Here is a 23,172-nt window from a genome sequence, read left to right as displayed (position 1 = left end):
GAAGAGGCGGCGATGACGGCGAGGACGGCGATGACGGGACGGGAACCCATCGGCGCCGGGCCGTGGCCGTACGTGCTGTGGGCGCTGACCCGGGCCTGGCTGCTGGCCTGCGTGTTCAAGGTGGTCACCGTGCCCGGCCCGGACGTCACGGTGGACGTGTCGGTGATCTACCGGAGCTGGTACGAGACGCTGCTGACCGGCACGTATCCGCTGGACGACGTCACCTGGCAGTACCCGCCCGGGGCCGCCCTGGCGATCCTCTCCCCCGCCCTGCTGCCGTTCCTGGAGTACGCGACCGCGTTCTTCGTGCTGGTGCTGCTCTGCGACGCCCTGGTGCTGGGGCTGCTGCTGTATGCGGGGCGGTGGCCGGGCATAAGGGCGGCGGGAGCCTGGGTGTGGATCGCGGGAGTGCCGCTGCTGGGTCCGACGGTCTACGCCCGCTACGACCTGATGGTGACGGCGGTCGCGGTGGCGGCGCTGCTGGCGGGGGTGCGCCGGCCCCGTGCGCTCGGGGTGCTGGCGGCGTTCGGGGCGCTGCTGAAGGGGTGGCCCGCGCTGCTGCTCGTCGGGGTGCGCAAAGGGCGTCCGACGCGGGCCGCGTGGACGTCGGCGGTGCTGACGGCGGCGGGGCTCGCGGCGGCGTTCGCGCTGTGGATGCCGGGGGCGTTCGCGTTCCTGGCCTTCCAGCGGGACCGGGGCACCGAGGTCGAGTCGCTGGGGGCGCTGGTCTTCCACGTGGCGCGGCACTTCGGCTGGGAGGGACGGGTGGAGCTGCGCTACGGCTCGCTGGAGTTCCTCGGCCCGCATGTGGGCCTGGTGTCGACGCTGGCGCTGGGGCTCGGGGTCCTGGCGCTGGGCTGGCTGCTGCTGTGGCGGCTGCGGGCCCGGACGTTCGCCGCGCACACCCCGGCCGAGGCGGCGTTCACCGCGGTGCTGCTGTGCACGGTCACCAGCCGGGTGATCAGCCCGCAGTACGTGGTGTGGCTGGTCGGGCTGGCGGCGGTGTGCCTGGTGTTCCGGGGGGCGGCGATGACGCTTCCGGCCGTGCTGGTGCTGGTGGCGGCGGGGGTGACGCTGCTGGAGTTCCCGGTCGGCTTCGGCCATGTGGTGGCGAGCGACGCGTGGGGCGTGGCGCTCCTTCTCGTACGGAACGGGCTGCTGGTGGCGGCCTCGCTGGTCGCGGCGCGGCGGCTGTGGCGGTCGACGGTGCCGGGGAGACCGCGTGTCCGGGGTGCTCTTCCCGCGGGCGGGGGTCAGCCGAGCCGGGTGGCGAGGTAGTCGCGCCAGTCGGCGGTGAACTGCTCGGGGGTGGTGTCGAGCACCGCGTTCAGCGCCTGCTCCACCGCCCCCTCGCGCCCGTCGTGCGCGCCGACGGCCTCGTAGAAGGCGATCAGCTTCTCCTTGCCCCACCGCTCCGCGATCAGCTCGCAGGCCAGCCAGCCGCCCTCGTAGGCCCCCGCGAGCTTCGCCGGGTCGCCGTCGAAGCCGAAGTCCGGGTCGGCGGGGAGTCCGGCGGGGGTCCGGCCGCTGCGGACTGCGTCGGCCAGCTCGGGGGCGATGGTGTCGGCGGCGCGGTCCTCGCCCCGGTAGGCGGTCCAGTCGGCGAAGCCCTCGGAGAGCCAGACCGGGGTGGCCGTGGAGGTGCTGGTCCGGGTGGCGACGTGGGTCGTCTCATGGGTCAGGACGATCCGCTGCCCGAAACTGCCCAGGGTGGCGTACGCCTGCGGGTTGACGATCACCCGGTCGGCGATGGCCGGGCGCTCGCCGGTCCCGCCGACCTCGCCGGTGGTGACGGCGGCGATGCCCCGGTAGCTGGACTCCGGCGAGCCCAGGAGCCCCGCCATGTCCTCGACGGAGTCCGGGACGAGGACGACCACCCGGCGGGTCCAGGGGCGCGGCCAGGCGTCCGAGACGGCCGGTACGGCGAGGTCCACGGTGTCGGCGACCTGGCGCAGCTCGTTCTCGGACTGGCCGACGCCCAGGACGATGCTGTGGGCGCCCTCGACGACCTCGACGTCCCCCTGCTGCCACAGCTGCCCGGAGGCGCCCTTGGCGGGCCGGTCGGCGGTGATGTACCAGCGCTCGCCGTCGCGCATCAGCTCCAGGACGCGGCGGGTGGCGACCGGGGCGGTGTCGTACCCGTCGATGCGGTAGCGCAGCTCCACGTCGGCGGTGGCCCACTGCCCGTCCTGCTCGGTGATGTCCTTGACGTCGTAGGCCCAGGACTTCAGGGGCACGTCGGCGAGCCGGTCCAGCTCGGTGCGCTGGGCGGCCCGCAGCTTCGCGGCGTCCGGCGCGAGGCCCTCGACGTACCCCGCCGGGTCGCGGGCGAGGACGGCCGCCGCGCGGCGTTCCAGGGTGGCGTCGAGGGCGCCGGTGGTGAGGGAGGAGTCCGGCTCGGCGGTGGCCGTGCAGGCGGACGCGGTCAGGAGCACGGCGAGCAGCGGGCCCGCCACCCGCCGTCGTCCCCGGGGGCGTCCCCCTCGCGCGTCACGTCCTCGTACGGCCACCCTGCCGATCGTACGGTCAGATCCGGTCCTACGGTCAGATCCGGGTCACCGAGGAGACGGGCATCATGCCGACCGGGTCGTAGCGGACCGGGGCGCCCGGGTAGGGGGCGTGGATGACCTGGCCGTTGCCGACGTACATGCCGATGTGGCTGGCGTCCGCGCGGTAGGCGACCAGGTCACCGGGGAGCGCCTGGGAGAGGGGCACCATGCGGCCCGCGTAGCGCTGGGCCTGGGAGGTGCGGGGCAGGCTCACCCCCGCCTGGGCGTAGGCCCACTGCATCAGGCCGGAACAGTCGAATCCGGAGGGCCCGTTGGCGCCCCAGACGTAGGGTCTGCCGAGCGCCTGGTGGGCGGCGGCCACGGCGGACATCGCGCGGCCCGAACCGGGGGCGACGCCGGAGAGGTCGGGCAGCCCCTCGCGGCCGGAGCGCGAGGCCCGTTCGAAGTCGGCGCGTTCCTCCGGCGGCAGCGAGTCCAGCAGCCGGCGGGCCTCGCGGAGCTTGGACTCGACGGCGCGCTTGTGGCGGGTGACGGCGGCCCGGTTGCGCTCCAGCTCGGTCAGGGCGCGGGTGGTCTCCGCACGGGTCTGGGCGAGCTTCCGCTGCGCGTGCCGCAGCTTGTCCAGGGTCATCGCCTGGCGGGCGCCGGCCCGGTCGAGGGCGGCGGCCCGCTCCAGGTAGGTGTCCGGGTCGGCGGAGAGCAGCAGGGCGAGCGCCGGGTCGATGGAGCCGGCGCGGTACTGCGCGCCCGCCATCGCGCCGAGCGCGTCGCGCATCCGGTTGACCCGCTCCTGGCTCCGGGCCGTGGCGTCCTGGGCGCGGTCCGCCTCGCCGCGCAACCGGTCCACGCGCTCCCCGGCCTCGTTGTAGCGCTCGGTGGCCTGCTCGGCCTCACCGTAGAGGCGGTCGACGGCGGCCTTGGCACTCTCCCGGGTGTCCTGCGGGTCGGCGCTCGCCGGGGCCCCGGTCAGCGTCGCGGCCGCGGTGGCGGCGGCCGCCGAGATGACCGTGGTCCGGACGCCTCTGGTGAAGCCGGACTGTGTGGAACGGCGATGGGACACCACAGGTAGCCGCACTCCCTTCCGCTGACGCGGTAGTGCGCAGCCCCTGCCGCCCGGGACGGGCGGACGGAGACCGGGAGCTGCGCGGCAGCCAGACAGTAATCGGGCGACTACGCACCGGCAAAAGACCGCGCCGATGGCGACAGAGGGGGCAGACGCCCCCGCCCCGCCGGTGACCTTGGTCTCCGGCGGGGCGGGGCGTCAGTGTGGTGCCCGGCAATTCCCTCGTTCGGGCGTGCCGCGGGCATGCCGTGACGTCAGATGCGGACGCCGAACTGGAAGGTGCCCATGTAGTCCATCGACTCGTAGCGGACGTTGGTGCCCGGCTTCGGGGCGTGCAGGATCTGGTTGTTGCCGGCGTAGAAGCCGACGTGCGCCAGGTTGTTGAAGAAGACCAGGTCGCCCGGCTTGAGCTGGCTGCGGCCGATCTTCGTGCCGTCGTTGTGCTGGGTGAACGTGGTCCGGGTGATGGAGACGCCGGCCTGGGCGAAGGCCCACTGGGTCAGCCCGGAGCAGTCGTACGAGTTGGGGCCCGAGCCGCCGGAGACGTACGGCTTGCCGATCTGCGTGGCGGCGGCGGCCAGGGCGGCGGCTCCACGGCCGGACGCGGGGGACTCGTTGCCGAGTTCGACCCGGTCTCCGGCGGCGCGGCTGGCGCGCTGCTCGTCCTTCTTGATCTTGGCGCGTTCGGCCTGGGTCAGCGTGTTGAGCAGCTGCTGGGCGTCGGCCAGTTTGCCCTGGTACTTCTTCTTGTTCTCGCCGAGCGCCTTGCGGACGTCGGCGAGGTCGCCGAGCTTGTCCTGGGCTTCCTTGCGCTGCTGGGCGAGGGTGCGCTGCTTGGACTGGATCTTCTGCAGCGACTCCGTCTGCTTGACCGTCAGCTGGTCGAGCGCGGAGGCCTGGTCGAGGAAGCTGTCCGGGTCCGAGGCGAGGAAGAGGGCCACGGAGGGGTCGATGCCACCGGAGCGGTACTGCGCGGTGGCGATCGAACCGAGTTCGGTGCGCAGCGTGTTGAGCTCGGCCTGGCCGCGGGCGACCTTGTCCTGGAGCGCGTCGACTTCCTTCTTCAGGTTGTCCTGCTGCTCCTTGGCCCCGTTGTACTTCTCGGTGGCCGCCTCGGCCTCGTGGTAGAGATCGTCGACCTTCGCCTTGACTTCGCTCTTGCTCGGCTTGGGGTCGGCGTGGGCGGCCTGGGAGGTCAGGGCCACGGCCGCGGCGGCGGTCGCGGTGAGCACGGTCACGCGGGTGCGGCTCGGCTGCTTGGGACGACGGTGGGACGCCACGAAGGCGAGCTCCTTCTTCCTCAGAGCCGCCTACCGGGCTGTGGGGGAAAGATTCCCCGGCTCCGTGCACATGACGGACTCGGCGGTTCCTTCGCCGTCACCCCCGATGGGTGATCAACCGTGCGAAGGTTCGAGGCCTGACCCTAGTGACCATCTTGTGATCAGTTCAAATCCTCACAGGATTTTTCTCGTCACACCGGGCACTTCTTTACTCTCACTCCACCGCGTGTAGCGGCGACTTGACGGTACGTTCCCAGAAATACGGCATGCCACACATGTCGCGCATATCCCGCTAGACGCGCGAAAGGCGCTTGAGGAGCAAGACGGACGCGACCGGTCGCGCACCGGCCTTGGCCACGCCGTCCGCCACCTCCCGGTCGGTGGAGACGACCACCACGGGCCGCCCCGGCGGTTCCGCGCGGGCCAGTTGGCGGATCAGCTCGTCCGCCGTGACCCCGGCCTTGCTGAACAGCACCCGTACGCCCCGGGGCGGGGCCAGCAGCACCGGGGCGGCCAGTTCGGCCCCGTCGAAGACGCAGGTCATCTCGGCGCCGGTCTGCGCCGCGAGCACCGAGAGCCCGCCCAGCAGCCGCAACCGCTGCTTCTCCAGCGGCATCTGGGGATAGCCGGTCTTGGTGACGTTGTAGCCGTCCACGATGAGGTGGGCCTGTGGCAGCGCCAGCAGCTGGTCCAGCAGCGCCGGATCGGTCTCCGAAAGGGCCCTGGCCGCAATGTCCTTGGGTGACATCCGGCCGGGCTCCACCGCGTCCACGGTGTCGGCGGGACGTGTCGTCGCCGGGGGAAGCGCCAGCTCCCGCCGCAGCCCCGAGGCCGCGTCCAGCACGGTGTCCAGGAGCAGCCGCAGCCGCATGTCCTCCACCGAGCGGCCCTCACGCGCGGCCCGGCGGCTGGCCTCCAGGGCCGCCTCGGCCTCCCCCAGCCGCCCCTTGAGCCGGCGCGACTCGCTCTCCGCGGCGGAGAGCTGGGCGGCCGAATCGGCACGTGCGGTGTCGGCCTCGGCGGCGCCGCGGCGCAGGGCGGCCTCGCCGCGCTTCACCTCGCTCAGCGCGCTGCGCAGCTTGCGGTGCAGCGACTCGGCCTCCTTGCGGGCCGCCTCCAGCTCGGTGCGCAGCCGCTCGGTCTCGGCGCGGGTGTGGGCGCGGGCCCGCTCCAGCTCCTCGCGCAGGTGCTCCAGTTCGCGCCGGGTCTCCTCGTCGGCCCGTTCCGCGTCGGCGCGCTGGACCTCCTCGCCGGCCGATTCGACCAGCTTGACCCAGCCGACCGGGCGCAGCACGTAGGCGGCCGCGGCCACATCGAGGGGATCGGCGGCGGCGGGCGGCGAACCCGCCTCCAGCGCGCCGGTCAGCTCGGGCTGGGACTGGCCGAGCCGCTCTCCGATGCGCTGCCGGAAGAGGGCGTCGCTCTCGAGGGCGGCGGCCATCGCGTTCCCCGCGAACTTCGCCCGCCGGGTCGGGGTGAACCGGGCGTACTGTCGTAGCTGGGCGGGCAGTTCGGAGACGGTCAGGCCACCGAAGGCGTCCGAGACCAGCGCGATCACCCGCCGTCGCACACCCTCGGGCAGCGGACGGCCGAGCACCTCCGCACCGCCGTCGGCCTCATCGGCCGGTCCGGCGCCGCTGGTCGGCTGATCCACCGTCCGTCACCCCATAGATATGTCGAAGGGTGCGCTCCCTCAGGAAGCGGCACCCGGCCTGTCCACCAGTTCGATCTGGTCCACCGCGTTGCACCAACGACAGCGGACCGACTCGATGGTCTCACTGACGACCTCCCGCTCCTCGACACTCGACTCACCGGCCAGGTCGAGGTGCACGTACTCCACGACCTTGGAGGAGCGGGTCACGTCGAAGCGCGTGAGATTGCCGCACAGCGTGCAGCGCCAGCGGGTCGAGTCGGTCGGCAGGGGAACCGTCGTCATCGTTGGGTCCTCTTTCGTCGTCGCCAGAAGCCCGCGCCGGGCGCGCCGCCGCGTCTCCACCTGTCTACGTCAAGGAACTCGCGGTGCGCCGTCGAACTGCGGAAGTCCTGGCGTAACCCTACGGCCTTGCGTATAGGCATCGGCACGGCGAGGCGCTCCGTCCGGTTCTCCACCGGTACGTCATGCTCTGTACATGATCGATGGGCGGCAGGCCGACCGGCGGACCACGGCGGGGAGGATCCGGGACGCGGCGGCGTCGAGCGGCGCTCCGGTCACGTACGGACTGATCGCCGTCTGCGGGGTGATCTTCCTGATCAGCCCGCTCTCCGGGTTCGGCGGCGCCGCCTACGGGAGCGAGGATGCGCTGCTCGCCGCGCAGGCCGGGTACTTCGAGCGGTGGGGAGTGATCCCCGCCGAGCTGTGGCAGGGGTCCGCGCATGCGCTGATCACACCGTTCACCGCGCTGTTCGTGCACGGCAGCTGGCTGCACCTGCTGGGGAACCTGCTGTTCCTGTACGTGTTCGGCGCGATGGCCGAGGAGCGCATGGGCCGGGTGCGGTTCGCCCTGTTCTACGTGGGCTGCGGCTATGTCGCGCTGGTCTGCTACGCGGCGGCGCACGCGGACTCCGGGCAGACGCTGGTGGGGGCGTCGGGGGCGATCTCCGCGGTGCTCGGCGCGTTCCTCCACCTGTTCCCCAGGACCCGGGTGACCAGCCTGTTCCCGTTCCTCTTCTTCCTGCCGCTGCGCTTCCCCGCCTGGATGGTGCTGGTCTTCTGGTTCGGGCTCCAGTGGGCGGCCGCGCAGGGCGCGGGCAGCGGTCCCGGGGTGGCGTACCTGGCGCATGTGGCGGGCTTCGCGGCCGGATTCCTGTGCGCCTGGGTGAGTTATGGGCGGAGAGCTAGAGTGAAGGTTCCAGCCACCGAGGGAGACAGCCAGCCGTGATCACCGCGATCGTGCTCATCAAGACCAGCGTGGACCGGATTCCGGAGATCGCCGAGGCCATCGCCGCGCTGGACAGTGTCAGCGAGGTCTTCTCCGTCACCGGCACCTACGACCTGATCGCCATGGTCCGGGTCGCCAGGCACGACGACCTCGCCGATGTCATCCCCGGCCGGATCAGCAAGATCCCGGGCGTCGAGGGCACCGACACCCACGTGGCGTTCCGTACGTACTCCCAGCACGACCTGGAAGCGGCCTTCGCCATCGGCCTCGACGCGTAGGGCCTCTCGTTCGGCTCGGGCCGGGGACGGGCGGTGCTCCTGTCCCCGGCCGAGGTGTTTCATCAGGACGTGTAGACCTGGGCGGCTTCGCCGCGGTCCGGGACGCAGCGGCCGTCCTCGGTGCGGTAGTTCCACCGGGCGCCCTCACGGACCAGCTCGGAGACCGCGCGAAGGAACCGCTCGATGTGCTCGTCGGGCGTACCGGCGCCGAAGCTGACGCGGATCGCGTTGAGGGATCGCTCGCCCGGCTCGGCCTCCGGCGCGCCGCACTCGCCCGGGTCCTGCGGGTCGCTGCCGAGCAGGGTGCGCACCAGCGGGTGGGCGCAGAAGAGGCCGTCGCGCACGCCGATGCCGTACTCGGCGGAGAGGGCGGCGGCGAAGTGCGAGCTGTTCCAGCCGCGCACCACGAAGGAGATGACGCCGACCCGGGGGGCGTCGTCGCCGAACAGCGAGAGCACCCGCACCTCGGGCACCTCGGCGAGCCCCTCGCGGACCCGGCCCACCAGCTCCTGCTCCCGGGCGACCAGGCCCTCGAAGCCGGCCTCGGTCAGGGCCTTGCAGGCGGAGGCGATGGAGTAGACGCCGATGACGTTCGGCGAACCGGCCTCGTGGCGGGCGGCCGTGGTGTGCCAGTCGACGTCCACGCCGCCGTCGGCGCGCCGGGCGACCTTGCGGGACGCGCCGCCGCCGGCGAGGTACGGCTCGGCGGCCTGGAGCCAGTCGGCGCGGCCGGCCAGGACACCGGAGCCGAAGGGCGCGTACAGCTTGTGGCCGGAGAACGCGACCCAGTCGACGTCCAGTTCGGCGATGTCCACGGGGTGGTGCGGGGCGAGCTGCGCGGCGTCCAGGACGATCCGGGCGCCGTGCGCGTGGGCGGCGGCGGCCAGTTCCCGCACCGGCCACAGCTCGCCGGTCACGTTGGACGCGCCGGTGACGCAGACGAGGGCGGGGCCGTAGGGGTCGCGGTCGGCGAGCGCGCGCTCCAGGGTCTCGACGGCCTGGGCCGGGGTGCGGGGTGCGTCGAGGTAGGTGACCTGGGCGTCGCGCCAGGGCAGCAGGGACGCGTGGTGCTCGGTCTCGTAGACGAAGACCTGGCAGCCGGCGGGGATCGCGGCGGCCAGCAGGTTGAGGGAGTCGGTCGTGGAGCGGGTGAAGACCACCTGGTCCTCCGCGCGGCAGCCGAGGAACTCCGCGACCGTGCGGCGGCTGTTCTCGAAGAGGTCGGTGGAGAGCTGCGAGAGGTAGCCGGCGCCGCGGTGGACGCTGCCGTAGTACGGGGCGTACGCGGCGACGTCGTCCCAGACCCGCTGGAGGGCCGGGGCGCTGGCGGCGTAGTCGAGCGCGGCGTAGGTGACCTCACCGCCGGTGACGAGCGGGACCGTGACGTTCTGCCCCAGAACGGGCAGTGGGGCACAAACCGACGAGTCGAGGGCAGCGGTGGGGACAGACATGGCGAACTCCCGTAACAGGCAGGCGAAATCCATGCGCCGGCAGTACGCGGCAGCGCAGGGAGGGGAAGAGAAAAGGGTGCGCGGAAGGAGGGCGGTCAGCCCTAGCGCATTCGCTTGCTCACAGAAGACTCCCTAGGGACCAGGACCCCGGGGGCTGGCATCCGCTGGATGCCGAGGGGCCCGCGCTTGCCGCAGACCTCGCTGCCTGCGGCCTGGTCTTCACCCGGGGCACCCCGCCACGGACGGAGGGTTGCCGGACAGCGGGCCGGGGCCGTAGTCGCTGTCACTCATGACCTGCGCAGCATCTTGCCATACGTGTGCACACGCGCAAGGGCGCAGTCCGGCATCCGGACTGCGCCCTGTGTCACACCGTGCGGGCCGCGGGCGGCTCCGTCGCGCGTTCAGGCGTTGCTGGCCGCCACCCAGCGCTCCAGGGCCCGCTTGGCGGCCCCGGAGTCGATGGCCTCGGCCGCGACGAGGATCTTCGCCGCGAGCTGCTCGGTCAGCGTGCCGGGGCCCGGGTCCAGGGCGACCAGGGCCGCCGCCGAGTTGAGCAGCACCGCCTCGCGTACCGCGCCGGCCTCGCCGTCCAGCAGCCGGCGGGCCACATCGGCGTTGTACGAGGCGTCGGCGCCGCGCAGCGCCTCGACGGGGACGATGGGCAGCCCGACGTCGCGCGGGTCGAAGGGCTCCTCGCGGACCGCGCCGTCGCGCACCACCCAGACCCGGGAGGTGGCGGTGGTGGTCAGCTCGTCGAGGCCGTCGTCACCGCGGAAGACCAGCGCCGAGTTGCCCCGGTCGGCCAGCACGCCCGCGACGATGGGCGCCATCCGGGCGTCGGCGACGCCGACCGCCTGGGCACGGACCTGGGCCGGGTTGGTGAGGGGGCCCAGGATGTTGAACGTGGTCTGCGCGCCGAGTTCCTTGCGGGCCTTGGCGGCGTACCGCAGGGCGGGGTGGAACTTCACGGCGAAGCAGAAGGTGATGCCCGCCGCTTCGGCGACCTCGACGACCCGCCGCGGGGTCAGCTCCAGGTTGACGCCGAGCTTCTCCAGTACGTCGGAGGAGCCGCTGGCGGAGGAGGCGGCCCGGTTGCCGTGCTTGACGACCTTGGCGCCGGTGCCGGCGATGACGATCGCGGACATGGTCGAGATGTTGACCGTCCTGGCGAGGTCGCCGCCGGTGCCGACGATGTCGACGGTACGGCCCGGCACGTGGATGGTGTTGGCGTGGGCGTACATCGCGCGGACCAGTCCGGTGACCTCGTCGACGGTCTCGCCCTTGGCCCGCAGCGCGACGGCGAACCCGGCGATCTGCGCGTCGGTGGCCTCGCCGCTCATGATGCGGTCCATGGCCCAGGCGGTCTCCTCGGAGCTGAGGTTCTCGCCGCGCAGGAGGGGGTTCAGGAGGCCGGGCCAGGAACGGTCCGCCACGCTGTCGCCGCCGTTCGGGGTCACAACGTTCATGGTCCGCTCCAGGGTCCACAGCCGGTCAGGAAAGATGGCTCCACCCTATCCAGCCGGGTGGACCGCGAAGAGCCCCGTCCATCGAATGGACGGGGCTCTCGCGGTGGCGATCAGTTCAGGTGATCAGTGGTGGCCGTGGCCCTCGCTGATCTCCTTGTACTCCTCGGGGGTCGCCTTGGGGATCTGGTTCCCGTCGGCGAAGTAACCCTTGCTGAGCTTGGCGCGCAGCTTCTGCACCGGGGAGATCTTGCGCTTGACGCCGTTCTCGTCGACCGCGGGGCCGAGGTCGAGCGGCTGGTACTGCTCGTGCGCCGTGAGCGTGTGCAGCTGCCCGGGGCTGAGCGGCTCGTGGATCTCGACGAACTCACCGTGCGGCAGGCGCTTGATGATGCCGGTCTCGCGACCGTGCAGCACCTTCTCCCGGTCGCGGCGCTGGAGGCCGAGGCAGATCCGCTTGGTGACGATGAACGCGATGACCGGTCCGACGAAGAAGAAGATCCGGACGAACCAGGTGATGGCGTTGATCGACAGGTGGAAGTGCGTGGCCCACAGGTCGTTTCCACCGCCGACGAGGCCGATGAAGTACGCCGTGATCCAGGCGACGCCGAAGCCCGTACGGGTCGGGGCGTTGCGCGGACGGTCCAGGATGTGGTGCTCGCGCTTGTCGCCGGTGACCCAGGACTCGATGAACGGGTACACCGCGATCGCGGTGAGGACCACGCCGAAGCCGACCAGCGGGATGAACACGCCCAGGGCGAGCGTGTGACCCCACAGGTTGATCTCCCAGCCCGGCATCACACGGACCAGTCCCTCGGCGAAGCCCATGTACCAGTCGGGCTGGGCGCCGGTGGAGACCTGGTCGACCCGGTACGGACCGAGGGCCCAGATCGGGTTGATCGTGGCGATGGCGGAGATGGCCGCGATGACGCCGAAGACGAGGAAGAAGAACCCTCCGGCCTTCGCCATGTACACGGGCAGCAGCGGCATGCCGACGACGTTCTTGTTGGTCCGGCCGGGACCCGCGAACTGCGTGTGCTTGTGGTAGAAGACCAGGATCAGGTGCGCCACCAGCAGGCCGAGCATGATGCCCGGCAGCAGGAGGATGTGGATCGAGTAGAACCGGGCCACGAAGTCGTGGCCGGGGAACTCGCCGCCGAACAGGAACATCGAGATGTACGTGCCGACGATCGGCACGGACAGGATCGCGCCCTGGGTGAAGCGGACACCCGTACCGGAGAGCAGGTCGTCCGGGAGGGAGTAGCCGGTGAACCCGGTGAACATGCCGAGCACGAACAGCAGGAAGCCGAAGAGCCAGTTGATCTCGCGCGGCTTGCGGAACGCGCCCGTGAAGAAGACGCGCATCATGTGCACGAACATCGCGGCCAGGAAGATCAGCGCGGCCCAGTGGTGGATCTGCCGGACGAGCAGACCGCCGCGGACCTCGAAGCTGATCTTCAGGGTCGAGGCGTAGGCCTCGGACATCCGGATGCCCTGCATGGGCTCGTACGGACCGTGGTAGACGATCTCGCCCATGCTCGGCTGGAAGAACAGCGTCAGATACACACCCGTGAGGATGATGATGATGAAGCTGTAGAGCGCGACCTCACCGAGCATGAAGGACCAGTGGTCCGGGAAGATCTTGCGCATGTTGGCCTTGGCGAGGCCGTAGATGCCCAGCCGGCCGTCCGCCCAGTCGGCCACCCGCTCGCCGGCCGGAGCCTTGCGCCCGCTCGCCGGTCCGGCGGCGGAGGGGTTCTTGGTCGGAGTACTCATCCGCGCTCCCAGAAGGCAGCACCGACGGGCTCGTCGAAGTCGCCGAGCGCCTCGAGGTTGCCCTCGCTGTTGACACCGATCCGCAGCTGCGGAAGGGGGTGGCCGGCCGGACCGAAGATGACGCGAGCGCCGTCGGAGAGGTCGAAGGTGGACTGGTGGCACGGGCAGAGCACGTGATGCGTCTGCTGCTCGTACAGGCTGATCGGGCAGCCGACGTGGGTGCAGATCTTGGAGAACGCGACGATGCCCTCGTGGGCCCAGTCACGCTGGCGCTTGTCCTTGATGTCGTCCGGCTCGATGCGGACGATCATCAGGGCCGCCTTGCCCATCTGCGTCTGGAAGTCGTGCGACTCCGGGTCGAGCCCCTCGGGCATGGCGAAGGCCAGCGACCCGACGGTGATGTGCTCGGGGCGCAGCGGCTTCATCGTGTTCATGTTGATGAGCTGCTTGCCCTCGGCCCACAGAGTGGTGCGGAGCTTCTTCTCCGGCAGCGGACCGAGGTCGCGCAGCAGGACCACACCGGAGAGCGGCACCAGGGCCAGCGCACCGAACATGGTGTTGCGGATCAGCTTGCGACGGCCGATCGCGGACTCCTCGGCGCCGGCCCTGAAGTCGGCCAGGACCTGCGCCTTGACCTCGGGCGGTGCCTCGATCGGGTGGCGGTCGGCGGCCACCTCGACGTCGGACATCAGGGTGCGCGCCCAGTGGACGGCTCCCGCGCCGATGAAGAAGAGCGCCGCACCCAGGGTGAGCCCCAGGGAGAAGTTGAGCGCGCTCACATGGCCGAAGGGCCAGATGTAGACGATCTTGTCCACCGGGAAGATGACGTAGGAGGCGATGAAGCCCACCGTCGCCAGCATCGAGAGGGTGAACATGAACGCGACGGCGCGTTCCGAGCGGTTGGCGGCGCGTTCGTCGAGGTCCTGGATGCGCGGCTGGTGGGCCGGCAGTCCCGGGTCGGCGAACGGGTCGTCGTGACGCTCCACCGCGCCGTGCGCGGTCTCCTGCACCACGGGCAGGTTGTCTTCTGGAATCTGTTGGCTACTCATGACTTCTTGGCCTTAGCGGTGTGGGCCGCGACCCAAACGGCGACTGCGACGAGCGCGCCGAGTCCGAAGATCCACGCGAACAGACCTTCGCTGACCGGACCGAGACCGCCGAGGGCCAGGCCGCCGGGGCTCTCTGTCTCGTCACCGTTCACGGTCTCGATGTACGCGATGATGTCCTTCTTCTCCTGCTCCGGCATCGTCGTGTCGGGGAAGGAGGGCATGCTCTGCGGGCCGGTCTGCATGGCCTCGTAGATGTGCTTCGGGCTCACGCCTTCGAGGTCGGGGGCGTACTTGCCCTCCGTCAGGGCTCCGCCCTTACCGGTGAAGTTGTGGCACTGGGCGCAGTTGGTGCGGAACAGTTCGCCACCGTTGGCGATGTCCGCGCCCGCGGGGTCGACCTGCTTGTCGGTCGGCGTGATCGGACCGGCGCCGAGCGACGCGACGTACGCCGCGAGCTGGTCGATCTCCGCCTGGGTGTAGATGACCTTCTTCTTCGGTACCTGGGCGCCCGGCTGCTGCGCGGGCATACGGCCGGTACCGACCTGGAAGTCGACGGCGGCGGAGCCCACGCCCACGAGGGACGGCCCGTCGGTGGTGCCCTGACCGCCGGTTCCGTGGCAGCTGGCGCAGCCTACGGAGTAGAGCTTCTTGCCCTCTTCGATGGCGAGGGACTGGGCGGTTTCATCGGCCTGCGCCTTGCCCGCAGGCGCGAACGCGGCGTACAGCCCCCCGGTAGCCGCCAGCGCGAGGAGTAGTACGACGACCGCCGCCAGCGGATGGCGTCGTCGTGCGGAGAGCTTTTTCACGGATTACCCCGGTGTCAGGATCTTCTGCGTCGATGGTGGGCGGGTGCGAGCCCGGTTACTTGATCATGTAGATCGTTGCGAACAGGCCGATCCATACGACATCGACGAAGTGCCAGTAATAGGACACGACGATGGCCGCGGTGGCCTGGTCGTGGGTGAACCTCTTGGCCGCGTACGTTCTGCCGAGAACCAGCAGGAAGGCGATGAGGCCGCCCGCCACGTGCAGGCCGTGGAAGCCGGTGGTCAGGTAGAACACCGATCCGTACGGGTCTGACGAGAGGGAGAGCCCCGCGTGCTTGACCAGTTCCACGTACTCCAGGACCTGGCCGCCGATGAAGACCGCGCCCATCACGAACGTCACGATGAACCAGGTGCGGAGCTTCTTCACATCGCCCCGCTCGGCTGCGAAAACGCCGAGCTGGCAGGTGAGTGAGGAGAGCACCAGGATCGTGGTGTTCGTCGCCGAGAACGGGAAGTTCAGATGATCGGACATCTCCTTCCAGTAATCGGGTCCCATCACCGATCGCAGGGTGAAGTACATCGCGAAGAGGGCCGCGAAGAACATCAGCTCGGAACTCAACCAGATGATGGTTCCGACGCTGGTGAGGTTCGGCCGATTGACCGACGGGTGCGCGTGCCCGGTTTCTACTGTCGTTGCTGTCGCCACGACCGACATTATGTCGGTCGCTTATCCCGCCCTCACCCCGGGGGGTGCCGTTCGGTGTGTCCGTACCGTCTGCAGGGGTCGCACCCTGCGCCGAACGGCCCATCGGAAGGTCGTCATTACCGGTGCTGACGGCCGGTCGGGCGGAGTACGATCCGCGCATCGGTTCATGCCCCGAGAGCCCCGACGACGTCGATGTCACGGAGGAACAATGCAGGCGACCGCCACGGTCCTGGTCTACAGCGACGACGCCAACATCCGCGAGCAGGTGAGGCTGGCAGCCGGTCGCAGGCCTGCCGCGGACGTCCCACCGGTGGAGTTCCTGGAGTGCGCGACACTCCCGGCCGTCCTCAAGGCGCTGGACGACGGCGGCGTCGACGTCTGCGTGCTCGACGGGGAGACGGCCCCCATCGGCGGGATGGGCGTCTGCCGCCAGATCAAGGACGAGATCTTCCGCTGTCCTCCGGTGCTCCTGCTGATCGGCCGCCCGCAGGACGCGTGGCTGGCCACCTGGAGCCGGGCCGAGGCCGCCGTGACGCTCCCGGTGGACCCGGTGGAGTTCGCCGACGCGCTGGCGGCGCTGCTGCGCCGCCGGCTCGCCGTGGAGGCCTGAGGGGCCCCTGTGGCCCGCTGAGAGGCGTTCCGCGCCGCGAGGCACTCCTGGCGCCGGGGTCAGACGTGGGGACGCAGCCGGGCGGCCTGGAGCGTTCCCGGGCTGTCCGGCGCCCCCTCGTGGAGGGCACTGCCCTTCTGCCACTTCTCCCAGGAGAGGTTCCAGTCGCCGAACCCGTTGCCGAACGGGTCCATGTCCTCGCCCTCGCTGCCGACGACCTTGACGATGTCGCCCTCGCGCACGGTCTCGAAGAACCATTCGGCGTTGCCGGTGCTCATGCCGGTGCAGCCGTGGCTGACGTTGGCGTTGCCCTGGGAGCCGGTGGACCAGGGGGCGGCGTGGACGTACTCGCCGCTCCAGGTCACCCGGGTGGCCCAGTAGACCGGCAGGTCGTACGACTCCGAGGAGCCGGCGGCGATGCCGATGCTCTCGCCGCGCATACGGACGAACTGCTCCTTGGCGAGCACCACCTTGACCCCGTTGCGGGTGGAGAAGCCGGGCTTGCCGGTGGTGACCGGAATGGTATTGATCACTTCTCCGTTGCGGAGCACCGTCAGGGTGTGGTCCGCGGCGTCGGTGATGGCCTCGATCCGGTCGCCGGTGGTGAGCTTCAGGGGCTTGGCCTCGGCTCCGTAGAGCGCGTTGGTCACCTTGATGCCCGCCAGGTTGGAGCGGACCTCGATGGTGGCGTTCGCGGGCCAGTATTCCTTCGGGCGGTAGTGGAGCTTCTTGTCGTCGACCCAGTACCAGGAGCCGGTGACCGCCGGGGTGGAGCGGACCTTCAGGGCGCGCTCGACGGTGGCCCTGGCCGCCTTGTCGGTGATCGGAGCGCTCAGTTCCGCCGTGATGGGCTGTCCGACGCCGTAGGTGCCCGCCTCCGGGCCGAAGGCGACCTTCAGCAACTTCTTGGGCGAGGAGGTGTCGAAGGAGAGCGTACGGACGCCTGGGGCGCCGTCGCCGTTCTCCGTGGCGACCCTGACGGTGTATCCGGTGCCGGCCGCGAGCGGAGCGGTGGAGCGCCAGCGCCTCCCGTCGGCGGAGAGCTCTCCCGCGAGGTGGCGGCCGCCGGTGTCCACGGCGCTGACGTCGGTGATGCGCCCGTCGTCGCCCTTGACGGTGACTTCCAGGGGCTTGTCGGGGTCGGCCTTCTCCTTGTCGGAGGGGCCGTTGAAGGAGACCTGGTCGCCCGCGTCGTAAGGCTTCGTGGAGAGCGGGTGGCCGTCGGGCGAGCCACAGGCGGTCGCACCCGCGGCGAGGGTCACGACCAGCAGGGTGCAGCTCACTACGGTGCGGATGCGCGGCGTGTGGTTCATGCCGTCCACGCTAAGAAGATTCATCCGTTCCAGCGCGTTCAGTGACTGCAAACGAGCGAAGGGCCCGCGTCGCTGTCGGCGATGCGGGCCCTTCATGGTGTAGCGCGTGTCACCCGGGGTGGGGTGTCACGGGGTGCGGTGTCACTGGGTGCGGTTCTCGCCCCGGTAGTACTCGAAGACCCAGCCGAAGAGGCCGATCAGGAGCAGGGGGGCGGAGAAGTACAGCAGCCACCAGCCGAAGACGACGCCCATGAAGGCGAAGGCCCCGCCGACCGCCAGGGAGAGCGGCTGCCAGCTGTGCGGGGAGAAGAACCCCAGCTCGCCCGCCTCGTCGGCGACGTCCGCTTCCTTGTTGTCCTGGGCCATGGCGTCGACCCGCTTGGCCGTGAAGGCCAGGTAGAAGCCGATCATGATGGACAGCCCGAAGGCCAGGAAGAGCGCCGTGGTGCCGACCGGCTCCTTGGACCACACGCCGTACGCGATGGCCACGGAGAGGATGAAGACGCTCAGCCAGATGAACATCTGTCCCTGGATCTTCACTTGCCTGCCTCCTTGGAGCCGGCGAGGGCCTTGTCCGACTCGGAGAGGTGGTCGAGCTGTTCGAGCGCCGTGATCTCCGGGTGGTGCAGGTCGAACGCCGGGGATTCGGAACGGATCCGCGGCAGCGTGAGGAAGTTGTGCCGCGGCGGCGGGCAGGAGGTCGCCCACTCCAGCGAACGGCCGTAACCCCACGGGTCGTCGACCTCGACCTTCTTGCCGTACTTCGCGGTCTTCCAGACGTTGTAGAAGAACGGCAGCATCGACAGGCCGAGGAGGAACGAGGAGATCGTCGAGATCGTGTTCAGCGCGGTGAAGCCGTCGGCGTCGAGATAGTCCGCGTAACGACGCGGCATGCCCTCGGCACCGAGCCAGTGCTGCACCAGGAACGTGCCGTGGAAGCCCACGAACAGCGTCCAGAACGTGATCTTGCCGAGCCGCTCGTCCAGCATCTTGCCGGTGAACTTCGGCCACCAGAAGTGGAATCCGGAGAACATCGCGAAGACCACGGTGCCGAACACCACGTAGTGGAAGTGCGCGACGACGAAGTACGAGTCCGAGACGTGGAAGTCCATCGGGGGCGAGGCGAGGATGACGCCGGTCAGACCACCGAAGGTGAAGGTGATCAGGAAGCCGACGGCCCAGAGCATCGGTGTCTCGAAGGACAACGACCCCTTCCACATCGTGCCGATCCAGTTGAAGAACTTCACGCCTGTCGGCACGGCGATGAGGAACGTCATGAACGAGAAGAACGGCAGGAGCACACCGCCCGTGACGTACATGTGGTGCGCCCACACCGTCACGGAAAGACCCGCGATGGAGATCGTCGCCGCGATCAGACCGATGTAGCCGAACATCGGCTTGCGGCTGAATACCGGGATGACCTCGGAAACGATTCCGAAGAACGGTAGAGCAATGATGTACACCTCTGGATGGCCGAAGAACCAGAAGAGGTGTTGCCAGAGCAATGCGCCGCCATTGGCCGCGTCGAAGATATGCGCACCGAATTTTCGGTCCGCTTCCAATGCGAAGAGCGCGGCGGCGAGGACCGGGAAGGCCAGCAGGACCAGAACACCGGTCAGCAGGACGTTCCAGGTGAAGATCGGCATGCGGAACATCGTCATGCCGGGTGCGCGCATGCAGATGATCGTGGTGATGAAGTTGACCGAACCGAGGATCGTGCCGAAGCCGGAGAAGGCCAGACCCATGATCCACATGTCGGCGCCGATGCCCGGCGACCGGACCGCGTCCGAGAGCGGGGAGTAGGCGAACCAGCCGAAGTCGGCCGCGCCCTGCGGGGTGAGGAAGCCGGCCACCGCGAGGAGCGAGCCGAAGAGGTACAGCCAGTACGCGAACATGTTCAGCCGCGGGAACGCCACGTCGGGCGCGCCGATCTGCAGCGGCATGATCCAGTTCGCGAATCCGGCGAACAGCGGCGTCGCGAACATCAGCAGCATGATCGTGCCGTGCATCGTGAACGCCTGGTTGAACTGCTCGTTCGACATGATCTGCGTGCCCGGACGGGCCAGCTCGGCGCGCATGAAGAGCGCCATGAGTCCGCCGATGCAGAAGAACAGGAACGACGTGACCAGGTAGAGCGTACCGATCGTCTTGTGGTCAGTGGTGGTCATCCACTTCACGACGATGTTTCCCGGCTGCTTGCGCCGCACGGGCAGCTCGTCCTCGTACGAGTCGTCTGCCGGAGCGGCACCCTGAGGTTCGTTGAGGATGCTCACAGTTGGTTCTTCTCCGCATTCCTGGCCGGGTCCGTCTGCGCGATGCCTGCCGGCACGTAGCCCGTCTGACCCTTCTCAGCCAGCTCCTTGAGGTGCTGCTGGTAACGCTCCGGGGAGACGACCTTGACGTTGAAGAGCATCCGGGAGTGGTCGGCGCCACAGAGCTCGGCGCACTTGCCCATGAAGGTGCCCTCCCGGTTGGGAGTGACCTCGAACGAGTTGGTGTGGCCCGGGATGACGTCCTGCTTCATGAGGAACGGCACCACCCAGAAGGAGTGGATGACGTCACGCGAAGTGAGGATGAAGCGGACCTTCTCGCCCTTCGGCAGCCACAGGGTCGGACCCGGGTTGCCGTTCTGCGGGTTACGGGTTCCGGGGATGCCCACGTCGTAGACGCCGCCGGCGCCTTCGGGGAAGTCATCGCGGAACCGGTCGGGGATGGCGTCGAGCTCCTTGGGGACCTCGGGGCCCGCCGTGGGCTGGCCATCCACCTTCTCGATGTAGTTGAAGCCCCAGCTCCACTGGAAGCCGACCACGTTGACGGTGTGGGCGGGCTTGTCGGAGAGCTCGAGGAGCTTCGACTCATCACGTGCGGTGAAGTAGAAGAGCACCGAGACGATGATGAGGGGAACCACTGTGTACAACGCCTCGATGGGCATGTTGTACCTGGTCTGCGGAGGTACCTCCACCTTGGTCCTGCTACGCCGGTGGAAGAAGACGCTCCAGAGGATCAGCCCCCAGACAAGAACACCCGTGACGAGCGCTGCCGCCCACGAGCCTTGCCAGAGGGAGAGGATCCGAGGGGCCTCTTCCGTAACCGGAGTGGGCATTCCGAGGCGGGGGAAATCCTCCCAGTTGTATGAACAACCGGAGGCCGTCGCCAGGACCAGGCCCGCAGTCAGCACCTGCGGCAGCTTCCGCCGCATCGGGCGCCGCGACGAGCGGTCGGAGCCGTTGGGACTCACGTAGCGCCTTCCCGAGAGTCTCGCCCGCACGGTCGGCGCGCCCGTATGTCTCTGGTCGGTCGCCGGCCCTGACGCGGGCAGGGGTTTGGATGTTTATGCGGACCAAACCCTACTGGACGCTATTTGGCGTCGCGCGGGGAGGGTGCCCAACGCGCCGCCCGACACGCCCATGGGGTGGAATCCGGGCCTCCGGCCCCCATCTGACGCCCACTCGCCCGTCCGGGAGGAACGGCCCCCGGCGAGGTGGGGCCCGGTGCGGGCTAGCGTGGCCAGGTGCCCTACTTCGATTCCGCCTCCGCCGCCCCCCTGCACCCCGTCGCACGCCAGGCGCTGCTTGCCGCGCTCGACGAGGGCTGGGCCGATCCCGCCCGCCTGTACCGGGAGGGGCGGCGGGCCAGGCTGCTCCTGGACGCGGCCCGGGAGGCCGCCGCGGAGGCCGTCGGATGCCGCCCCGACGAACTGGTCTTCACCTCGTCCGGGACGACTGCGGTGCACGCGGGAATTGCCGGGGCTCTTTCGGGGCGTCGGCGTGTCGGCCGCCATCTGGCCCTCTCGGCGGTCGAACACTCGTCGGTGCTCCATTCGGCGGCAGCCCACGAAGCGGCGGGCGGCTCGTTCACCGAGGTCCCGGTGGACCGCACGGGGGCGGTGGATCCGGCGGTGTACGGCGGGGTGCTGCGGGCGGACACCGCGCTGGCCTGCCTCCAGTCGGCCAACCACGAGGTGGGCACCGAGCAGCCGGTCGCCGAGGTCGCCGCGCTCTGCGCGGACGCCGGGGTGCCGCTGCTGGTGGACGCGGCCCAGTCGCTCGGCTGGGGCCCGGTCCCGGCGGGCTGGTCGCTGCTGACGGCGAGCGCGCACAAGTGGGGCGGTCCGGCCGGGGTCGGGCTGCTCGCGGTCCGCAAGGGGGTGCGGTTCGCACCCCAGGGACCGGCCGGGGAGCGGGAGTCGGGGCGGGCGGCGGGGTTCGAGAACCTGCCGGCGATCGTGGCGGCGGCGGCCTCGTTGCGCGCGGTACGGAGCGAGGCGGCGGCGGAGGCGGTGCGGCTGCGGGCCCTCGTGGACCGGATCCGGACCGTCGTGGCCGAGCGGGTGCCGGATGTGGAGGTGGTGGGCGATCCGGAGCGGCGGCTGCCGCACCTGGTCACCTTCTCCTGTCTCTATGTCGACGGGGAGACCCTGCTGCACGAGCTGGACCGGAGGGAGTTCTCCGTGTCGTCCGGCTCGTCCTGCACGAGCAGCACCCTGATCCCGAGCCATGTGCTGGGGGCGATGGGGGTGCTCTCGGAGGGGAACGTCCGGGTGTCGCTGCCGCCGGGCACGGCCGGGGCGGACGTGGACCGCTTTCTGGAGGTCCTTCCCGGGGTGGTCGCCGAGGTACGGGAGCGGCTCGGCGCCCCCGTCTCCGCACCCCGCCCCCCCGGCCCCGCCGCGTCGCTGGTGGTCGACGCGCTGGGCCGTCGCTGTCCGATCCCGGTGATCGAGCTCGCAAAGGTGATCGGGGAGGTAGCGGTGGGCGCCACGGTGACGGTGCTCGCCGACGACGAGGCGGCACGCCTGGACATCCCGGCCTGGTGCGAGATGCGGGGCCAGGAGTACGTGGGCGAGGAGCCGGCGGACCGTGGCTCGGCCTATGTGGTCCGCCGGCTCAGCTGATCACGCCAGGTGCTGTCGGACCTCGGTGGCGGCCTCGTGGCCGTACGCCTTGGTGAAACGGTCCATGAAGGGGGTGCGGCGCAGGGTGTACTCCTGGGTGCCGACCGTCTCGATGACCAGGGTGGCGAGCATGCAGCCGACCTGGGCGGCGCGCTCCAGGCCGACGCCCCAGGCGAGGCCGGAGAGGAAGCCGGCCCGGAAGGCGTCCCCGACGCCGGTGGGGTCGGCCTTGGTGTCCTCCTCGGGGCAGCCGACCTCGATGACCGGTTCGCCGACCCGCTCGATCCGGACACCGCGGGCGCCGAGCGTGGTGACACGGTGGCCGACCTTGGCGAGGATCTCCTCGTCGCTCCAGCCGGTCTTGGACTCGATGAGCCCCTTCTCGTACTCGTTGGAGAAGAGGTAGGTGGCGCCGTCGAGGAGGATGCGGATCTCCTCGCCGTCCATCCGTGCGATCTGCTGCGAGAAGTCCGCGGCGAACGGGATGTTCCGGGAGCGGCACTCCTCGGTGTGGCGGAGCATCGCCTCGGGGTCGTCGGCTCCGATGGAGACGAGGTCGAGGCCGCCGACGCGGTCGGCGACGCTCTTCAGCTCGATGAGGCGGGCCTCGCTCATCGCGCCCGTGTAGAAGGAGCCGATCTGGTTGTGGTCGGCGTCGGTGGTGCAGACGAAGCGGGCGGTGTGCAGTACGTCGGAGATACGGACCGATCCGGTCTCCACCCCGTGCCGGTCGAGCCAGGCGCGGTACTCGTCGAAGTCCGAGCCCGCGGCGCCGACCAGGATCGGGCTGGTGCCGAGCAGGCCCATCCCGAAGCAGATGTTGGCGGCGACACCGCCCCGGCGGACATCGAGGTTGTCGACCAGGAAGGAGAGGGAGACCGTGTGCAGCTGATCCGCGACCAGCTGGTCGGCGAAGCGGCCGGGGAAGGTCATGAGGTGGTCAGTGGCGATCGAGCCGGTGACTGCAATACGCACGGGGAGGCTACTCCTGCGGAAGGCGAAGGGCCGTGAGTGTGCGCCCTCCGGGACGACGTGACAGTTCACGCTACCGGGTGAGGCGACCGCCAGGAAAAGGGGAAACTACCCGATAGTAGGTCTTTCTACCTGAGCTCAACCGTGGTTACGGTGCGGAT

At 70.1% G+C, this 23,172-nt stretch carries 21 protein-coding genes and 1 riboswitch; of the genes, 5 read left to right on the top strand and 16 right to left on the bottom strand.

Features of this window, described 5'->3' with window-relative positions; genetic code table 11:
• Positions 1–30 precede the first annotated feature (30 nt).
• Positions 31–1,278, top strand: coding sequence for a glycosyltransferase family 87 protein (locus N7925_RS27590; protein ID WP_274346567.1), 1,248 nt, complete (start codon positions 31–33; stop codon positions 1,276–1,278).
• Here N7925_RS27590 and N7925_RS27585 read toward each other — a convergent pair.
• The 5 genes from N7925_RS27585 to N7925_RS27565 all read right to left on the bottom strand — a co-directional run bounded on the left by N7925_RS27585 (position 1,254) and on the right by N7925_RS27565 (position 6,789).
• Positions 1,254–2,510 (bottom strand): hypothetical protein, encoded by a 1,257-nt coding sequence (locus N7925_RS27585; RefSeq protein ID WP_274345489.1) that lies wholly within the window; start codon positions 2,508–2,510, stop codon positions 1,254–1,256. The genes N7925_RS27590 and N7925_RS27585 overlap by 25 nt on opposite strands.
• A gap of 34 nt (positions 2,511–2,544) precedes the next feature.
• A complete protein-coding gene (locus tag N7925_RS27580; RefSeq protein ID WP_265602109.1) occupies positions 2,545–3,573 on the bottom strand; it encodes a C40 family peptidase in 1,029 nt (342 codons plus the stop codon).
• 254 nt (positions 3,574–3,827) lie between these two features.
• Positions 3,828–4,853 carry a C40 family peptidase gene (locus N7925_RS27575; RefSeq protein WP_265602108.1) on the bottom strand — a complete coding sequence of 342 codons (1,026 nt, stop codon included), beginning with the start codon at positions 4,851–4,853 and terminating at the stop codon, positions 3,828–3,830.
• A gap of 292 nt (positions 4,854–5,145) precedes the next feature.
• Entirely contained in the window at positions 5,146–6,507 is a 1,362-nt protein-coding gene (locus N7925_RS27570) for an NYN domain-containing protein (protein ID WP_265602107.1), read from the bottom strand.
• A 39-nt stretch (positions 6,508–6,546) separates the two neighbouring features.
• A complete protein-coding gene (locus N7925_RS27565) occupies positions 6,547–6,789 on the bottom strand; it encodes a hypothetical protein (protein WP_003969643.1) in 243 nt (80 codons plus the stop codon).
• A 193-nt stretch (positions 6,790–6,982) separates the two neighbouring features.
• Between N7925_RS27565 and N7925_RS27560 the strand changes: the two genes are divergently transcribed.
• A complete protein-coding gene (locus tag N7925_RS27560) occupies positions 6,983–7,732 on the top strand; it encodes a rhomboid family intramembrane serine protease (RefSeq protein ID WP_265602106.1) in 750 nt (249 codons plus the stop codon).
• The gene (locus tag N7925_RS27555) at positions 7,729–8,010 is read left to right on the top strand and encodes an Lrp/AsnC family transcriptional regulator (protein WP_003969641.1); all 282 of its coding nucleotides are present in this window, start codon (positions 7,729–7,731) and stop codon (positions 8,008–8,010) included. Before N7925_RS27560 ends, N7925_RS27555 begins: the two co-directional genes overlap by 4 nt.
• 62 nt (positions 8,011–8,072) lie before the next feature.
• On the opposite strand, the gene N7925_RS27550 is transcribed toward N7925_RS27555, so the two are convergent.
• From N7925_RS27550 to ctaE, 6 genes are all read right to left on the bottom strand, one after another.
• Entirely contained in the window at positions 8,073–9,461 is a 1,389-nt protein-coding gene (locus N7925_RS27550; protein ID WP_265602105.1) for an aminotransferase class V-fold PLP-dependent enzyme, read from the bottom strand.
• Positions 9,462–9,638: 177 nt separating this feature from the next.
• Positions 9,639–9,756: riboswitch (SAM riboswitch) on the bottom strand.
• Positions 9,757–9,862: 106 nt separating this feature from the next.
• Positions 9,863–10,927 (bottom strand): anthranilate phosphoribosyltransferase, encoded by a 1,065-nt coding sequence (gene trpD / locus N7925_RS27545; RefSeq protein ID WP_265602104.1) that lies wholly within the window; start codon positions 10,925–10,927, stop codon positions 9,863–9,865.
• A gap of 123 nt (positions 10,928–11,050) precedes the next feature.
• Entirely contained in the window at positions 11,051–12,700 is a 1,650-nt protein-coding gene (gene qcrB / locus N7925_RS27540; protein WP_265602103.1) for a cytochrome bc1 complex cytochrome b subunit, read from the bottom strand.
• Positions 12,697–13,749, bottom strand: coding sequence for a cytochrome bc1 complex Rieske iron-sulfur subunit (gene qcrA, locus N7925_RS27535; RefSeq protein WP_274345488.1), 1,053 nt, complete (start codon positions 13,747–13,749; stop codon positions 12,697–12,699). Before qcrA ends, qcrB begins: the two co-directional genes overlap by 4 nt.
• Positions 13,746–14,555 carry a cytochrome bc1 complex diheme cytochrome c subunit gene (qcrC, locus tag N7925_RS27530; RefSeq protein ID WP_265602102.1) on the bottom strand — a complete coding sequence of 270 codons (810 nt, stop codon included), beginning with the start codon at positions 14,553–14,555 and terminating at the stop codon, positions 13,746–13,748. Before qcrC ends, qcrA begins: the two co-directional genes overlap by 4 nt.
• A 55-nt stretch (positions 14,556–14,610) precedes the next feature.
• Complete coding sequence (ctaE, locus tag N7925_RS27525) at positions 14,611–15,231, bottom strand: aa3-type cytochrome oxidase subunit III (protein ID WP_265602101.1); 621 nt, start codon at positions 15,229–15,231, stop codon at positions 14,611–14,613.
• Positions 15,232–15,430: 199 nt separating this feature from the next.
• Between ctaE and N7925_RS27520 the strand changes: the two genes are divergently transcribed.
• Positions 15,431–15,832, top strand: coding sequence for a hypothetical protein (locus tag N7925_RS27520; protein WP_265602100.1), 402 nt, complete (start codon positions 15,431–15,433; stop codon positions 15,830–15,832).
• 59 nt (positions 15,833–15,891) lie between these two features.
• Here N7925_RS27520 and N7925_RS27515 read toward each other — a convergent pair whose 3' ends face one another.
• The 4 genes from N7925_RS27515 to ctaC all read right to left on the bottom strand — a co-directional run bounded on the left by N7925_RS27515 (position 15,892) and on the right by ctaC (position 20,383).
• Positions 15,892–17,145: a L,D-transpeptidase gene (locus N7925_RS27515; protein WP_265602099.1), complete on the bottom strand. Its 1,254-nt coding sequence runs from the start codon at positions 17,143–17,145 to the stop codon at positions 15,892–15,894.
• Positions 17,146–17,286: 141 nt separating this feature from the next.
• A complete protein-coding gene (locus N7925_RS27510) occupies positions 17,287–17,685 on the bottom strand; it encodes a cytochrome c oxidase subunit 4 (protein WP_265602098.1) in 399 nt (132 codons plus the stop codon).
• Complete coding sequence (gene ctaD / locus N7925_RS27505) at positions 17,682–19,418, bottom strand: aa3-type cytochrome oxidase subunit I (RefSeq protein WP_265602097.1); 1,737 nt, start codon at positions 19,416–19,418, stop codon at positions 17,682–17,684. The genes N7925_RS27510 and ctaD overlap by 4 nt, the downstream gene beginning before the upstream one ends.
• Positions 19,415–20,383 carry an aa3-type cytochrome oxidase subunit II gene (ctaC, locus tag N7925_RS27500; RefSeq protein ID WP_265602096.1) on the bottom strand — a complete coding sequence of 323 codons (969 nt, stop codon included), beginning with the start codon at positions 20,381–20,383 and terminating at the stop codon, positions 19,415–19,417. Before ctaC ends, ctaD begins: the two co-directional genes overlap by 4 nt.
• Before the next feature lie 273 nt (positions 20,384–20,656).
• On the opposite strand from ctaC, the gene N7925_RS27495 reads away from it, so the two are divergent.
• Entirely contained in the window at positions 20,657–22,039 is a 1,383-nt protein-coding gene (locus N7925_RS27495) for a cysteine desulfurase/sulfurtransferase TusA family protein (protein WP_274345487.1), read from the top strand.
• On the opposite strand, the gene N7925_RS27490 is transcribed toward N7925_RS27495, so the two are convergent.
• The gene (locus tag N7925_RS27490) at positions 22,040–23,014 is read right to left on the bottom strand and encodes a carbohydrate kinase family protein (protein ID WP_265602095.1); all 975 of its coding nucleotides are present in this window, start codon (positions 23,012–23,014) and stop codon (positions 22,040–22,042) included.
• Between the last annotated feature and the right edge of the window lie 158 nt (positions 23,015–23,172).

This window comes from Streptomyces sp. CA-278952 (assembly GCF_028747205.1).
Classification (GTDB): domain Bacteria; phylum Actinomycetota; class Actinomycetes; order Streptomycetales; family Streptomycetaceae; genus Streptomyces.
The sequence above is the reverse complement of the archived record's forward strand: the minus strand, read 5'-3'. Positions and strand labels throughout refer to the sequence as shown.

Excerpts from the sequence above, each read along its gene's own strand:
- qcrA (WP_274345488.1), bottom strand. The coding sequence starts at position 13,749 with ATGAGTAGCCAACAGATTCCAGAAGACAACCTGCCCGTGGTGCAGGAG.
- N7925_RS27520 (WP_265602100.1), top strand. The coding sequence starts at position 15,431 with ATGCAGGCGACCGCCACGGTCCTGGTCTACAGCGACGACGCCAACATC.
- N7925_RS27565 (WP_003969643.1), bottom strand. The coding sequence starts at position 6,789 with ATGACGACGGTTCCCCTGCCGACCGACTCGACCCGCTGGCGCTGCACG.
- N7925_RS27515 (WP_265602099.1), bottom strand. The coding sequence starts at position 17,145 with ATGAACCACACGCCGCGCATCCGCACCGTAGTGAGCTGCACCCTGCTG.
- trpD (WP_265602104.1), bottom strand. The coding sequence starts at position 10,927 with ATGAACGTTGTGACCCCGAACGGCGGCGACAGCGTGGCGGACCGTTCC.
- N7925_RS27590 (WP_274346567.1), top strand. The coding sequence starts at position 31 with ATGACGGGACGGGAACCCATCGGCGCCGGGCCGTGGCCGTACGTGCTG.
- qcrB (WP_265602103.1), bottom strand. The coding sequence starts at position 12,700 with ATGAGTACTCCGACCAAGAACCCCTCCGCCGCCGGACCGGCGAGCGGG.
- N7925_RS27560 (WP_265602106.1), top strand. The coding sequence starts at position 6,983 with ATGATCGATGGGCGGCAGGCCGACCGGCGGACCACGGCGGGGAGGATC.
- N7925_RS27550 (WP_265602105.1), bottom strand. The coding sequence starts at position 9,461 with ATGTCTGTCCCCACCGCTGCCCTCGACTCGTCGGTTTGTGCCCCACTG.
- ctaE (WP_265602101.1), bottom strand. The coding sequence starts at position 15,231 with ATGTCGGTCGTGGCGACAGCAACGACAGTAGAAACCGGGCACGCGCAC.